The sequence below is a fragment of the Agromyces kandeliae genome, from assembly GCF_009674665.1.
In the GTDB taxonomy this organism is placed as follows: Bacteria; Actinomycetota; Actinomycetes; order Actinomycetales; family Microbacteriaceae; genus Agromyces; species Agromyces kandeliae.
Window position 1 is genome coordinate 60,097 of record NZ_WKJD01000002.1, and the last position, 14,001, is coordinate 74,097.

15 protein-coding genes are annotated in these 14,001 nt (G+C 72.4%); 8 read left to right on the forward strand and 7 right to left on the reverse strand.

Annotation, left to right across the window (positions count from 1 at the left end):
* Positions 1-18: 18 nt before the first annotated feature.
* On the reverse strand, positions 19-507 hold the full coding sequence (locus GJR97_RS18630) for a DUF3806 domain-containing protein (RefSeq protein WP_154344574.1): 489 nt from the start codon (positions 505-507) through the stop codon (positions 19-21).
* A 123-nt stretch (positions 508-630) separates the two neighbouring features.
* Here GJR97_RS18630 and GJR97_RS00320 point away from each other — a divergent pair, with 123 nt between their 5' ends.
* The 4 genes from GJR97_RS00320 (at position 631) to GJR97_RS00335 (ending at position 4,113) form a co-directional block, all read left to right on the forward strand.
* The gene (locus GJR97_RS00320; RefSeq protein ID WP_154344575.1) at positions 631-1,065 is read left to right on the forward strand and encodes a VOC family protein; all 435 of its coding nucleotides are present in this window, start codon (positions 631-633) and stop codon (positions 1,063-1,065) included.
* Between the two features lie 98 nt (positions 1,066-1,163).
* Positions 1,164-2,087, forward strand: coding sequence for an intradiol ring-cleavage dioxygenase (locus tag GJR97_RS00325; RefSeq protein ID WP_154344576.1), 924 nt, complete (start codon positions 1,164-1,166; stop codon positions 2,085-2,087).
* Between the two features lie 44 nt (positions 2,088-2,131).
* Positions 2,132-3,676 carry an ATP-dependent DNA ligase gene (locus GJR97_RS00330; RefSeq protein WP_324612928.1) on the forward strand — a complete coding sequence of 515 codons (1,545 nt, stop codon included), beginning with the start codon at positions 2,132-2,134 and terminating at the stop codon, positions 3,674-3,676.
* On the forward strand, positions 3,673-4,113 hold the full coding sequence (locus GJR97_RS00335; RefSeq protein ID WP_154344577.1) for a VOC family protein: 441 nt from the start codon (positions 3,673-3,675) through the stop codon (positions 4,111-4,113). The genes GJR97_RS00330 and GJR97_RS00335 overlap by 4 nt, the downstream gene beginning before the upstream one ends.
* Before the next feature lie 16 nt (positions 4,114-4,129).
* Here the strand turns inward: GJR97_RS00335 and GJR97_RS00340 are convergent, their stop codons facing one another.
* Positions 4,130-4,747: a dihydrofolate reductase family protein gene (locus GJR97_RS00340; RefSeq protein WP_154344578.1), complete on the reverse strand. Its 618-nt coding sequence runs from the start codon at positions 4,745-4,747 to the stop codon at positions 4,130-4,132.
* A 160-nt stretch (positions 4,748-4,907) separates the two neighbouring features.
* On the opposite strand from GJR97_RS00340, the gene GJR97_RS00345 reads away from it, so the two are divergent.
* Complete coding sequence (locus tag GJR97_RS00345) at positions 4,908-5,531, forward strand: histidine phosphatase family protein (RefSeq protein WP_154344579.1); 624 nt, start codon at positions 4,908-4,910, stop codon at positions 5,529-5,531.
* A 101-nt stretch (positions 5,532-5,632) separates the two neighbouring features.
* The gene (locus GJR97_RS00350; RefSeq protein WP_154344580.1) at positions 5,633-6,184 is read left to right on the forward strand and encodes a hypothetical protein; all 552 of its coding nucleotides are present in this window, start codon (positions 5,633-5,635) and stop codon (positions 6,182-6,184) included.
* Positions 6,185-6,199: 15 nt separating this feature from the next.
* On the opposite strand, the gene GJR97_RS00355 is transcribed toward GJR97_RS00350, so the two are convergent.
* The gene (locus GJR97_RS00355) at positions 6,200-7,312 is read right to left on the reverse strand and encodes a phage tail sheath family protein (RefSeq protein ID WP_154344581.1); all 1,113 of its coding nucleotides are present in this window, start codon (positions 7,310-7,312) and stop codon (positions 6,200-6,202) included.
* 157 nt (positions 7,313-7,469) lie between these two features.
* Positions 7,470-8,315, reverse strand: a complete 846-nt coding sequence (locus tag GJR97_RS00360; protein WP_154344582.1) for an alpha/beta hydrolase — start codon at positions 8,313-8,315, stop codon at positions 7,470-7,472.
* A 141-nt stretch (positions 8,316-8,456) separates the two neighbouring features.
* Here GJR97_RS00360 and GJR97_RS00365 point away from each other — a divergent pair, with 141 nt between their 5' ends.
* A complete protein-coding gene (locus GJR97_RS00365) occupies positions 8,457-9,077 on the forward strand; it encodes a TetR/AcrR family transcriptional regulator (RefSeq protein ID WP_154344583.1) in 621 nt (206 codons plus the stop codon).
* A 58-nt stretch (positions 9,078-9,135) separates the two neighbouring features.
* On the opposite strand, the gene GJR97_RS00370 is transcribed toward GJR97_RS00365, so the two are convergent.
* The 3 genes from GJR97_RS00370 to GJR97_RS00380 all read right to left on the reverse strand — a co-directional run bounded on the left by GJR97_RS00370 (position 9,136) and on the right by GJR97_RS00380 (position 12,569).
* Positions 9,136-10,407 carry an endonuclease/exonuclease/phosphatase family protein gene (locus GJR97_RS00370; protein ID WP_229275871.1) on the reverse strand — a complete coding sequence of 424 codons (1,272 nt, stop codon included), beginning with the start codon at positions 10,405-10,407 and terminating at the stop codon, positions 9,136-9,138.
* Positions 10,408-10,508: 101 nt separating this feature from the next.
* A complete protein-coding gene (locus GJR97_RS00375) occupies positions 10,509-11,249 on the reverse strand; it encodes a maleylpyruvate isomerase N-terminal domain-containing protein (protein ID WP_154344584.1) in 741 nt (246 codons plus the stop codon).
* A gap of 75 nt (positions 11,250-11,324) precedes the next feature.
* Positions 11,325-12,569 (reverse strand): ROK family protein, encoded by a 1,245-nt coding sequence (locus GJR97_RS00380; RefSeq protein WP_195760567.1) that lies wholly within the window; start codon positions 12,567-12,569, stop codon positions 11,325-11,327.
* Between the two features lie 277 nt (positions 12,570-12,846).
* On the opposite strand from GJR97_RS00380, the gene GJR97_RS00385 reads away from it, so the two are divergent.
* Positions 12,847-13,989 carry an ABC transporter substrate-binding protein gene (locus GJR97_RS00385; protein ID WP_154344586.1) on the forward strand — a complete coding sequence of 381 codons (1,143 nt, stop codon included), beginning with the start codon at positions 12,847-12,849 and terminating at the stop codon, positions 13,987-13,989.
* The last annotated feature ends 12 nt before the right edge of the window (positions 13,990-14,001 follow it).

Here is a 14,001-nt window from a genome sequence, read left to right on the forward strand (position 1 = left end):
CATCTCGCGGCTCGGGAGTCAGCGGCGCCGGGTGGTGCCGCGCTCGCCGAGTGCGAGGCGCCGCACGTGGGTGAGCCGCTCGGCGGTCTCGACGAGGAAGGCGCCCGACCCCTCTTCGGTGCGCCAGTGCTCGTCGACGATGCCGATGGGGTGCAGGAGCACCTGCCCGCGCGGCTGGTACAACGCCAGCTCGAGTCCGTGGGCGTGCTCGGCGAGACGCCATGAGAGGCCGGTGCGGCGGGCGACGTAGTCGCCGAACGCCGTGCCGAGGGCGTTCACCATGATCGCCGGGTCGTCGCGTTCCGGTGGGTTGATGCGGCGCCATCCTGCCGACCAGCGCTCGTAGAGTGCGCGCACCTGCTCGAGGTCGTCGGGGTCGGCGCCCGCATCGGCGACGAGCGCGACGTGCGAGTCGATCCAGTCGCGCTCGGGTTCGCCGATCTCGACGAGGCGCGGCATCGGCGGCGCATCGTCGATGGGCGCCGTCCGGCGCGAGAAGAGGGGCACCCGTCGATTCTGCCCCGAACCGGCGACGCCGGCGCTCGAGGGTGACGGGTGTCGTCCGTCCGGCGTAGCGTGTCGCGCATCCGCGCAGGCATCCGCCCGGCGCGCCGCATCCGAGGGGGAACGATGGCCAACCTGGTCGTGCACTTCGAGATCCACGCGACCGAGCCGCAACGGCTCGTCGAGTTCTACGGCGACCTGCTGGGCTGGCGGTTCACGCAGTTCGGCGACATGCCGTACTGGATGATCGACACCGGCGAGGGGGCCATCGGCAACGTCGACGGGCAGCCGGGCCTGGGCATCAACGGCGGGCTCACCCAGCGCGACGGGCCGGCGCCCGAGATCGGCGCGCCCGTGAACGGCTGCAACCTCGTCATCGGCGTCGACGGCGGCATCGACGAGGTCATGCGTCGAGCCGTCGAGCTCGGCGCGACCGAGATGATGCCCGCGGAGGACATGCAGGGCGTCGGCCGGGTCGGCTACCTCATCGACCCGGACGGCAACGGGTTCGGGCTCATCTCGCCGACCCTCTCCGACGGCACGAGCGCGATGACGGGCTGAGGCGGGTCATCGCCGGTTCATCGGGCCCGCATGGCGGGCGCACAGGCGCACCCGCCAGCGTGGTCGCGAACATCCCGCCACGAGACGAGGAGACCGCGATGGCGAACGAGGCGGACCCGACGACCGACCCGACGCGCGAGCTCGCCGTCGAACAGCGATGGGTCGACGAGCACGGCGAGGTCATCGACGAGGACCACCGCGGACTCACGTACGACATCCGGACGCTCATCGATCGCCGCCGCGCGCTCGGCATCTTCGGCGGTGTCGGGCTCACCTCGCTCCTCGCGGCGTGCGGCATGAGCGAGACCGATGCGGCCGGCGCGTCCGCCGGTTCGACGGGGTCCTCGTCGTCGAGCGCGTCCGCCTCGCCGAGCGCGACGGCCGCGGCATCCGGCCCGGTCGACGAGGTTCCGGACGAGACCGCCGGACCGTACCCGGGCGACGGCTCGAACGGCGTGAACGTGCTCGACGATTCGGGCATCGTGCGCAGCGACATCCGCTCGTCGTTCGGATCCTCGACGGCCGTCGCCGACGGGGTGCCCCTCACGATCCGGCTCACCGTGCGCGACGCCGCGACGGGCGGCCCGATCGTCGGAGCGGGGGTCTACCTCTGGCACTGCGACCGCGACGGCGGGTACTCGCTGTACAGTCCGGGGCTCCAGGACGTGAACTACCTGCGCGGCGTGCAGGCGACCGACGACAGCGGCACGGTGCAGTTCACCTCGATCTATCCGGCCTGCTACTCGGGCCGGTGGCCCCACATCCACTTCGAGGTGTACTCCGACGTCGCGAACGCCATCGCGTCGGGCCCGATCGTGAAGACCTCGCAGATCGCGCTCCCGGAGGAGGTGAACGCCGTCGTCTACGCCACCGCCGGCTACGAGCAGAGCGTGCAGAACGCCGCACGGGTGAGCCTGTCGAGCGACAACGTGTTCGGCGACGACGGCGGCATCCACCAGATCGCCTCGATGTCGGGCTCGGTGTCGTCGGGCTACACGGCGGCGCTCACGATCGGGGTCTGACCCGCAGCGCGGGCCATGTCGGCGGGCGGTGCGAGGATGATCGCGTGCTGCTCGACGAGGTCGTGACGACGGTCGAGCGGGTCGCATCCACGCGGTCGCGGCTCGCGAAGGTCGACGCGCTCGCGGGCCTGCTCGCGGGGCTCGCTCCCGACGAGATCGTCCCCGCGGTCGGATTCCTCACCGCCAAGCCGCGGCAGGGCAGGGTCGGGGTCGGCTGGCGCACGCTCCGGGGCGGGCTCGGCGACCCGGCGGGTGACGCGTCCCTGACGATCCACGACGTCGACGACGCGCTCGAGCGCCTCGCGGGCGCCGCGGGCTCCGGCTCCGCCGCCGAGCGCGCCGCGGTGCTCGCGGACCTCGGTGCGCGCGCGACCGCCCGCGAGCAGGACTTCGTGTCGCGGGTGATCCTCGGAGAGCTCCGCACCGGGGCGCTCGAGGGGGTCCTGACGGACGCGATCGCGCGCGCCGCCGAGCGGCCGGGCGACGTCGTGCGCCGCGCGGCGATGCTCTCGGGCGACCTCGGCGAGACGGCGCGCATCGCGCTCACGGGTGCGCCGGGCGACCTCGAGGCCGTCGGGCTGATGGTCGGCCGGCCGGTGCTCCCGATGCTCGCCGGGACCGCGCCGAGCGCCGCGGCCGCGCTGGAGCAGGCCGGTGAGGCATCCGTCGAGTTCAAGCTCGACGGGGCGCGCATCCAGGTGCACCGGGCCGGCGACGACGTCCGCGTCTTCACCAGGAACCTCGCCGACATCACGCACCGGGTGCCCGAGGTCGTCGACGTGGTCCGGGGCTTCCCTGCCCGCGAACTCATCCTCGACGGTGAGACGCTCGCGCTCGACGAGGGCGGCGCGCCGCGCCCCTTCCAGGAGACGATGTCCCGGTTCGGCGCCGAGGCCGCACGCGAGGTGCAGCTGCACCCGTGGTTCTTCGACGTGCTCCACGTCGACGGGCGCGACCTCATCGACGAGCCGCTCACCGCGCGACTCGCCGAGCTCGAGCGCGTCGCCGGGGAGCACCGCATCCCCGGCGAGGTGACCGACGATCCCGAGGTCGCCGAGCGCGTGGCGCGCGAGGCGCTCGCCGCCGGGCACGAGGGCGTGGTGGTGAAGGGCGTCGGCGCGCCCTACGCGGCGGGCCGCCGAGGCGCGAGCTGGATCAAGGTCAAGCCGGTGCTCACCTACGACCTCGTCGTGCTCGCTGCCGAGTGGGGCTCCGGCCGGCGGACCGGATGGCTGTCGAACCTCCACCTCGGCGCACGCGACCCGGCGGGTGAGTTCGGCGACCCCGATGGGTTCGTCATGGTCGGCAAGACGTTCAAGGGGCTCACCGACGAGCTCCTCAGGTTCCAGACGGAGCGATTCCCCGAGATCGAGACGCGCCGCACCGCGAGCACGGTGTTCGTCGAGCCGGTCACGGTGGTCGAGGTCGCGATCGACGGCGTGCAGCGCTCCAGCCGGTACCCGGGCGGCATCGCGCTGCGCTTCGCGCGCGTGAAGGGGTACCGTCCCGACAAGAGTTCGGGCGAGGCCGACACGATCCAGGCGCTGCGCGAGCTGCTGCGCGGCGGAGACGAAGGGGGAACGACATGACGGACGGCGCGGGCGCGGCGGGCGCGGCGGGCCCGGCCGGCGGCGGGCGGGTACGCCAGCTCCGACTCGTCGTCGAGGCCGAGGACTTCGACGCGGCGCTGACGTTCTTCCGCGATGTGCTCGGCATGCCCGAGCAGGAGTCCTACAGCGGTGATGACGGCGCCGAGGTCCGCATCCTCGACGCCGGACGGGCGACGCTCGAGCTGTCGAACCCGGCTCAGGTCCGGTACATCGACCGCGTCGAGACCGACGGCGGCCGCAGCGACCGCATCAGGGTGGCGCTCGAGGTGGACGACACGTCGACCGTGACCGGCGAGCTCGTCGACGCGGGCGCCGAGCTCGAGGCATCCGCCCGCGAGACCCCCTGGCGCTCGGTGAACGCCCGGGTCCGGGCGCCGGCCGGCCTGCAGCTCACGATCTTCCAGGAGCTCGACTGACCAGGGCCGGGCGCGGCTACCGGCCCTCTGGGTCCATGTCGATGCCCGTGACCGGGACCCCTGCGCGCTCGTAGACCAGTGAGATCGCGCCCTTCGGGAAGGCGACGGGCGGCTGGGCGAGCGTGAACGCCGCGGGGACGGTGCCCGTGTCGAACAGGCGCTTGCCGCTGCCGAACGCGATCGGGTACAGGTACAGGTTCAGTCGATCCACGAGGTCGGCGGCGAGCAGCGACCGGGCGAGGGCGCCGCTCCCGATCACGTGGATCTCGTCGAAGCGATCCGTGATCGCCGGGACCTCTGCCGCGACATCCGTCACGACGGTGGTGCCCGACCAGGTCGGATCGGTCAGTGTGCGCGACGCGACGAACTTCGGGACCGCATCGAACTTCGCGCCGATCGGGGTGTCGGCGTGCCGGGGCCAGTAGTCGGCGAAGATGTCGTACGTCCGGCGGCCGAGCATCAGGGCGTCGAGCCGGTCGATGCCGGCGCCGATCACCTCGCCCGACGTCTCGTCGATGTAGGGCGCCTGCCATCCGCCGAACTCGAAGTCCCCGGAAGGGTCCTCCTCCGGGCTGCCCGGGGCCTGGTAGACCCCGTCGAGCGTGATGAACAGGTCGACCGCGAGGATGCCCATGGTCGTGCTCCTTCCCGCTGGACACGGTAGCCCTCGCGGTGGCGCCGGGTCGAGTGGGTGCGACGCCGGGCTCGTCCCCGAACTCGACCGGGTCGGCGGGTCGCCCCGCGGCGAGGCGCACGCGGCATCCGCCCAGACGTCCCCGCCTAGGGTGGAACCCATGCACCTCGCCCTCGTCCGCCACGGACAGACCGACTGGAACCTGCGCGGGCTCATGCAGGGCCGCACCGACATCCCGCTGAACGCCACCGGGCGGGCGCAGGCGGCGCAGGCCGCGCGCACGCTCGACCCGGCCGACTGGGACGTCGTCGTGAGCTCGACGCTCGGCCGCGCGCGCGAGACCGCCGCCATCCTCGCCGACGGGCTCGGCCTGCCGCTGGCGGGAGCGTACGAGGACCTCGTCGAGCAGGACTTCGGCGATGCCGAGGGCACGCTCGTCGCGCAGATCGACGAGCGGTGGCCCGGCAGGGAGTTCCCGGGCAAGGAGCCCGACGACGAGGTCGGCCCGCGCGGCGCGCGAGCGCTCGCGCGCATCTCCGTCGACCAGGACGGCGCGCGCGTGCTCGCCGTCGCGCACGGCACGCTGATCCGCCACGCGCTGGGCGAGCTCAGCGGCCACGAGGCGCACAGCTACCCCAAGCTCGACAACCTGTCGGTCTCCCGGCTCGAACGAGCGGATGCCGCGTGGCGCGTGCTGACCGTCGGGGGCACGTCGTTCGACGAGGTGCTCCCGTGGCTGCGCCGGGCCGGTGCGGGCGACGAGGAGCTGGTCCGCACCGCCTGAGCGCCGGTCGCCGTGCGGCCGTGTTGCGATCTCGGAACGATCGTGCGACGGGCCGATGACGCCCCTCCCGGAGCCGGCCGCGCCGGACGTATGATCCGGAAATGGAGGCACCGGGCAGCACCACCCTGGTCGTCGTGGGCGAGGAGTCGACCGCCGCGATCGGATCCCTCGCGGGGCTCGCGAACGTCGAGAGTGCCACCTTCGCGGAGATGACGGATGCCACCGACGCCGAGGTCGTCACCTGGTCGAGCACCTCGCACGCGCCGTTCGTCGTGCACGACCGCGATCCGCTCGGCCACGTGGCATCCGCCTGGGTCGAGTTCTACGACGAGCGATCGACGCTCGGCGTCCTGCAGCTCGAGATCGAGCAGGTGATCGATGCGGTCGCCCGGCACGAGCTCCGGGTGCCCGACTACTACGTCGTCCTCGAGCCCGAGGCGCTGCGCGGGACCTGGATGCACTGGTGGCTCGGCGTCGTCGCCGCGGCGTCCCCGAACCGCGTGCTGCCGTGGGAACCGGGTGATGCGCCCCTCGCCGGACTCATCCGTCGGCTGCCGACGGCTCGGGCGTGGCCCGAGGTGCACCGGTGGCTGCCGGGAGTGGTGCGGGCCGTGCCCGACCGCGTCGGGCCCGGCCTCCCCGGCGCAGCCTGAGTTCCGCGCGGCGGCTCAGTCGTGCGCGGGCAGTGCGTGCGCCCTGATGTGCAGGACCACGAACTCCGTAGGGCGGATCGGTGCGAACCCCACGAAGACCGGCAGGTCGCCCGCATCGAGGTCGCGCTGCGAGACCGTGTCTCGGTCGCACTTGACGAAGTACGCGCGATCGGGGGAGTTCCCCCGGAACGCGCCGACCCGGTACCGCTCGTGCAGGAACGCCCCGACCGATTCGCGCACCTCCTCCCAGAGCGCCTCGCCGTTCGGCTCGAACCGGGTCCACTGCAGGCCCCGATCCAGGCTCTCCTCGAGGAAGAGCGCCGTGCGGCGCACCGGCACGTACTTCCAGACGCTCGCCGTCGCGTCAGCGCCCGCGAGGGTGCGCGCGCCCCAGACGACCGGCCCTCGCCCCGCGAACGTGCGCAACGTGCTGATGCCCGACGTGTTGAGCGAGTCGGCATCGCGGTTCCCGAGGTCGAACTCGAGGCCGTCGGCGCCGCGGACGTCCGCGTCGGTTCCCGCCGGTGCCGACCAGACGCCGTGCGACGCGTCGGTGCGCGCGAAGACGCCGGCCACCGCCGCCGAGGCGGCGAACGTCTCCACGGACCCGGCGCGCGACGGGTCCGGGCGACGCAGGCGCGGCGCGTACAGGGCGGCGTTGGCACTCGAGGTGCCGACCGCGGCCTCGGCGCCCGCAGAGATCGCGGCGCGGATCGCCTCGAGGCTGGTCCACGACGCGGGCGGGTCGACGAGCAGCATCGCCCGTCGGCGTTCGCAGAATGCGACCGCCTCCGCGACGACCTCGCGGGCGTCGGCGTGCGCCGCCGACTCGGCTGGGAGCACCAGCAGGTTGACGAGGTCGACCTGGTCGAGGGCTTCGAGGCCGAGCCGGACACCATCGATGCCGGCGTCGGCGACGCGCACCGCCACTGCCGAGACGCCGCCGTTGTCGAAGAACGAGCGCAGCGCGCGTCGCAACGGCGAGACGTGCAGGTCGCCCCAGATCGCATCCTCGTCGGCGGCCCGTCCGTCGACGTCGATGTCGACGGGCTCGTCGAACGGACCGTCCTCGGCGAGGCCGAAGAATGCCGTGTCGGCCGTTGCGACGCCCTCGATGGGTCGCGTCATCGGCCCCACCTCCCGTGCCCGGTTGCATCGAGCGGATGCCTCGTGGCCGAGCCTCCTCCGGTCGGTCGCGGGTGTCAAGGACGCCGATCGCGACCGGTGTGCGGGGCGACGGCGTGCACTCGGAACGCCGCGCCATCCGGCGGGTCCGAGGTGGCGCTCAGGCCGCGGGACGCCCGGGTGCAGGCTGGGCCTCGGCGTGCTCGAGGGCCCACTCCAGTGCGAAGTCGGCGACCTCCTCCCATCCGTCCTGGCTGACGATGCGGTGCGTGCGCCCGGCGAACTCCCGGTGGTCGACGACGGCCGGGCTGCCCGTCCTGCGGTACTTCCGGACGATGGCGCGGCCGATGGCCGGCGGCACGACGTGGTCGATCTCGCCGCTGATGACGAGCAGCGGCGCACGGTCGGTGCGGCCGTAGTCGACGTGGGTGACGCCGCCCTTCTCGTTGATCGTGGAGGCCACGCCCTCGAAGAGGACCCGGTTGTACGAGTTGACGGCGTACTCCTCCCAGATGCGGTCGGACGCCTCGCGGCTGAGGTCGTTGCCGAACGTGAAGTGGAAGTGGCCCTTGGAGATCGGCTTGGCGCCGTTGCGGTCGAACGGATTGGAGAGGATCGGGAAGCCGGTGCGGAGCGTCGCGGGCGGCAGGGTCGTGATGCCCGCCGTCTGGCCGGGCGTGACGCCGACGTAGGCGATGCCGAGCCCGCGGTCGGCGAGCATCTGGGTGATGACGCCGCCGAACGAGTGGCCCATGATGATGGGCTTCCGCGGCAGCGCGCGGATGATCCGCTCGTAGTGGTCGGCGATCTGCTTCAGCCCGATGCCCTTCAGCGGTCCGGGGTTCGAGCGGATGTCGGCGACGGAGCGATCGTCGATGCCCGGCCAGCCGGGGACGATGACGTCGTGGCCGAGTGAGCGGAACCGCTCGGCCCACGTGTCCCAGCTCTTCGGGGTCATCCAGAGACCGTGGATGAGGACGATCGGGGGCTTCGCGGCGGTGGTCATGGTTCCTGCTCCTCCTGGCGGTGGTGTCGTGCGTTCCTGAGAGGTAGAACGATCGTTCTATCTTGTTCTATTCCCAGAAGGTACGCCGTCGGTCGATCCGATGTCAAGCGAAAGGAGAAAGATCGTTCTATCATTTCGTTCATGGCAGCACGAACGACCCCGGCCGGCACTTCGGTCGCGCGCGAGCGGCTCCTCGCGACCGCGAGCGCGCTCTTCTACCGCGAGGGCATCCACTCGGTCGGCGTCGACCGCATCGTCGGCGAGGCGGGCGTGACCCGTGCGACGTTCTACCGGCACTTCCCGAGCAAGGAGGACCTCGTCGAGGCCTATCTCGGGGTCGAGGACGCGAACATCCGCGCGGCGTTCGATGCCGCCGAGGCGACGGGGGCGCCGCCGAGGGAACTCGTCGGACTCGTGATCGACGGACTCGCCGAAGACGTCGCGCGCCATCACACGCGTGGCTGCCCGTTCATCAACGCGGCGGCCGAGTACCCGGACGCCGACAGCGGCGTCCGCAGGGCCGTCGCGGCTCACCGGGAATGGTTCCGGTCCGAGCTCGAGCACGTCCTCGACGCGGCGGATGCGCCCGACCCGCGCCTCGCCGCCGCGGAGCTCGTGCTCGTCCGCGACGCCGCGATGGTCGGCGGATACCTCGACGGGTGGGAGCGCGTGAGGCCGGCGTTCGTGGCATCCGCCCACCGGGCGACCGGGCTGCCGCTGCCCCTGGCGTCTGCCGACGCCGTGTCGAGCCGCGACGGCTGAGGCGGCGAGCACGGCGAACGGCCCGCCTCGCGGGAGGCGGGCCGTTCGCGGTCCGGGATCAGCCGCGCACGTGCACGTCGACCCACACGAGTCGGTGGTCGCTCGACGGGAACGGGAATGTGCCCGTGAGCGCCGACAGCGGGTCGGACGAGAGCGGCCAGAACACGCCCGCGTCGGCGACGCGGAGGTCCTTCGACGGCAGCACGTAGTCGGCCCGCAGGTTGCCGGGCGCCGGGTTGTCGTTGAAGTCTGCGGTGTCGAGCGACGGGTCGCCCTCGTGCGCCAGGTTCGCGCCGCCCTGCAGCTCGGCCGCCTCGGCCGCGCCCGCCGACATCGGCATCGGGTCGGTGATGCGCGGGTGGCCGAGGAGCTGGTGGATCGCGTCATCCGTCGAGTCCCCGTCGAGCGGGTCGGCGTTCTGGTCGCCGAGGATCACGAACGACGAGCCGGGCTTCAGCCCGCCGGACACCCCGGTGTCGTCGTAGATGTACGACGAGGCGGCACCCGGGCTCACGTAGTCGGCCCAGAAGCGGATCTCGTCGTGGTTGCGCGTGCCGTTGCGGTCCTCTGCGCCGTCGAACGTCGGCGGCGTCGGGTGCGACGCCAGCACGTGCACCGTGCGGTGGCCGATCTCGACCGGGACGTCCCAGTGCGACTTGCTCGAGAGGCGGAAGACGTCGAGCTCCTCGGGCGAGTACCAGTCGGCCGGCGCCTCGGTGCTCGGGTCGTCCGGCAGCAGTGCCCCCGGCATGTCCTTCCAGAGGAAGTGCTGGAAGGTCCGCACCGCCGACTCGTCGATCGGGTACTTCGAGAGCACGGCCATGCCGTACTGGCCGGGGAAGAAGCCGAAGCCGAACGCGTCGTCTCCGCCGCCGATCACGCCGTTGTTGTTGAGGTCGAATCCGCTCGGGACGCCCGTGTTCGACGGGGCCACGAACGCGTACGGGTACTCGACCGGGTCGGCGCCGCCCTGCGAGACCTCCAGGTAGTTGTCGCGGAACAGGTCGACCGCCACGCCGTCGGGCACGTAGTCGAACTCGTTGAGGAGCACGATGTCGGGGTTCGTGCGCTGGATGATCTCGGCGACGGTCTTCGCCTGCGCGTTCGCGCCCGTCGAGAGGTCGGCGACGAGCTGCCCCTCGAAGTTCCGGTTCAGCGAGAGGTTGTAGGTGGCGACGCGGACGGTGTCGGCGCGACCGGGTTCGCCGCCGGGGGCGGCGTGCGCCGGCGCGGCGACGACGGAGGCGCCCAGGGCGATCGCCGCGACCGATGCGGCGACGAGCGGGGTGCGGCGTGCGGTGCTGGGGCGATCGGGTCGACTCATGGACATGCGAGCTCCTCTGCTGGCGTTCGGATCCGCGCTCAGGCTAGGCCGCTCCGGTGACGTCCGGAAGAACCCTGCGCGAACGAGCAGCACGACCTCGGGTCTGCTCAGAGGTGCACCGGGGTCTCGACGAACGCGCGCATCACCGAGTCGTCGCCGCGCAGGTCGAATCGTCCCGCCCTCGCGTACGGGTCCGCGCGTTCCCACACGAGCAGCACGAGATCGCCGAGCGACGCGCGGACCGTCGCCGCGGGAGCGTGCCCGACGACCGGCCCGCGCTCGAGGACCCAGTCCGGCGACAGCCGCCATTCCGCGGGCGCGTCGGCTGCTGCGAGCACGAGGTCGCCGGGAAGTCCGCGGATGCCGCGCCTGCGGGCCTGCGGCATGAACACGTCCCCGAACTCGTCGATCACGTCGGCCGTTCCGCCGCCGCTCACCTCGGGCGGGAACGGCGGGTCCTCGTCGCGCGCCGTGCGGAGGTCCCACAGGTGCTTCGCCGCCTCGTGCGACATGCGGCGTCGCCAGAAGCCGGCTCGCCCGAGCTCGCCGAAGAGCACGGCGCACGGGCGGTCGGGGTCCGTGCGCTCGATCGCCTCGATCAGACCGGCCGCCCCGGCGGTGAACCACGGGATCCGTTCCGCGTCGGCGGGTCGCCGGAACGCGGCGCGGTCGGCGGGAGCGCCGGTGCGCAGCACCTCGGCGGCCCAGCGCTGGATGTTCCCGAGATGGTCGATGATCCTGCCCGCGGTGGGCCAGGTCTCGGAACGGACGGGCGCCTCGGGATCGGTCTCGGCAGCCGTCGCCGTGAACGCCTCCACGGCGGCTCGGAGATCCGCGAGCGAGCCCATGCCTCCATCATGCCCCGCCGAACGTCCGGTCCGCACTGACGGGTTCGGCGGCGCCGCCCGGAACCGGGCGACGGGTCAGGCCGCGCCGCGGGCCGTCGGCCCGAGGTCGAGCGCGCGCGCCCGGACCGCGGCGAGCGCGTGCGCGATCGCCCCGGTCGTCACGCAGCCCTCGCCGAGGGTCGAGATCCGGAGTTCGGGCGCGCTCGGATCGCCGCTCCCGTCGATCAGTCGGGCAGCGCCCTCGATGACCATCGGGAGGGACCGGCTGGCGCCGCCGCTGACGATGATGCGGTCGACGTCGAGGAGATCGCCGAGCACGAGGCACATGCGGGCGAGTCGCGACGCGAGCCGGTCGACGATCTCGGCGGCGACGGGGTCTCCGGCCAGCGCGGCCGCGCCGACCTGCGCCTCGTCGATCGTCCGCGGGTCGAGCCGACCGAGCGCGCTGTCGGGCCCGACGCCGGAGCTCACGGCCTCCGAGGCCCATCGCCTGGCGAGCAGGGCGAGCCCGTCGGCCGAGCCCACGCCCTCGACGTGGTCGAGGAATCGGAGCTCGCCGGCTCCGCCGCGCCGGCCTCGGACGAGCCGGCCGTCGATCATGAGCCCGGCGCCGAGGCCCTCGCCGACGATGAGGGCGATGAAGGAGTCGACGTCGCGCCCGCCGCCGCCCGGGGCCGAACGCTCGGCGATGGCCGCGAGGTTCGCGTCGTTCTCGACGATGACGATCTCGGCGTCGTCTGCGAAGAGCCCGGCGTAGCCGGGATTGGTCAGGTTCCAGAACCAGTGCTCGGGCGGCGAGACGCCGCCGCCGTCGACCGGGGCAGGCACGGCGACCGCGATCGCGACGACGTCCTCGGCGGCGGATCCGGCGGCTCGCCGTGCCTCGTCCACGGTCGCCCGCGCGAGCGCGCGCCGCCCCTCGGCGTCGGCGAGCCGCTCCGTCCGGCCGGGACCGGCGGCGGGGATCGATGCGGTGCGCCGGGCGAGCGGAGTGCCGCGCAGGTCGGCCACGGTCGCGGCGATGTGGTCGTATCCGGCGTCGACGCCGACGACGACCGCGGCGCGTTCCCGCAGCGAGTAGCGGCGGGCCGGCCGGCCCTTCGTGTAGGTCCCGAACGTGCGGGCGTCCTCGAGCTCGGTCAGCCAGCCCATGCGCACGAGTTCGTCGCAGAGCCCGATCACGGTCGACCGGGTGAGGCCGGTCTCGGTCATCACGTCGGCGGCCGTGAAGGCGCCGGTCTGCCACGCGTGCTCCAGGACCCGGCGCGCGTTGACGCGCCGCAGCACCTGGGGTGACGTCGCGACGTCGTTCTCGCCCATGCCCTTGACCTTTCCCGATCCCTGAGCCATTATTTACGACACAGAGTAAATCTACACCCTAGATTTACTCCCGTCAGAGTCGACGCACCATCGCGTGCCGGCCACGAGATCCAAGGGGAGACGACACGTGCCTCGTAACGCGACCACCAGACCCGCATCGGCCGGAGGCCGCTCGCGTGGCCGGGCGACGCGGGCCGCCGCCGCGGCCGTCGCCACGGCGTTCGCACTGGCCGGATGCAGTACCGCCGGCGGCGGAACCTCCGACATCACGTTCCACATGTCGAAGCCGGAGGCGATCCCCTACTTCCAGGGCCTCGTCGATGACTTCAACGCCTCGCAGGACGAGGTCCGCGTCACCCTCGACACGGCCTCCAACCTCTCCGCAGGCTTCCTCCGCGGCAATCCGCCCGACGTCGGGCTGCTCAACTACAACTACGAGATGGCCCGGTTCATGGAGCGCGGCGCGCTCTCCGACCTCTCCGACATGCCCGAGGCCGACCGGATCCGCCCCGAGGTGCAGGACCTGGTCGACCAGTACGCGACCTATCCCGGTCGGACGAGCGTGCTGCCCTACTCGGTCGCGGCCGCGTCGGTGATCTACAACGTGGAGATCTTCGAGGAGCACGGCATCGAGGTCCCGACGACGTGGGACGAGCTGATCGCGGTCTGCGACGAGCTCGAGGCCGCCGGCGTGACGCCGATCTACAGCACGTTCAAGGACCCGTGGACCCTCGGCCAGGGGCTCTTCGACTACTCCGTCGGCGGCTCGGTCGACGTCCCCGGGTTCCTCGAGCAGATGGACGAGATCGGCACCGAGGTCGGACCCGACTCGGCCGTCTCGTTCCAGAAGACCATCCTCGAGCCGAGCGAGCAGATGCGCCGGCTCGCGGAGTACTCGAACGACGACGCGGCGAGCCGCGGCTACGGCGACGGCAACGTCGCCTTCGCCAACGGCGAGGCCGCCATGTACATGCAGGGCCCGTGGGCATTCGGCGAGATCGCGAAGACCGCGCCCGACCTCGAGCTCGCGACGTTCCCGCTGCCCTCGAGCGACGACCCCGACGACCTCAAGGTCCGGGTCAACCTCGACCTCGCCCTCTGGATCCCCGAGGCGAGCACCGAGCAGGAGGCCGCGCGGCAGTTCGTCTCGTACCTCATGCAGAAGGACGTCATGGACGAGTACAACGCCGCATTCCTCGGCTTCGGCACGACGACGGATGCCGCGCCGGTCACCGACGAGCGCATCGTCCCGATGCAGGAGTACTACGACGCGGGTGCGTTCTACCAGGGCCTCTCCCGGTCGATCCCGCTCACCATCCCGATCGACAACTACATCCAGACGATGGCGACCGGCGGCGACATCCCGGCGACGCTCGCGACCATCGACGCCGACTGGGCGCGACTCGCGCTGCGCGGCTGACGGCGATTCGAA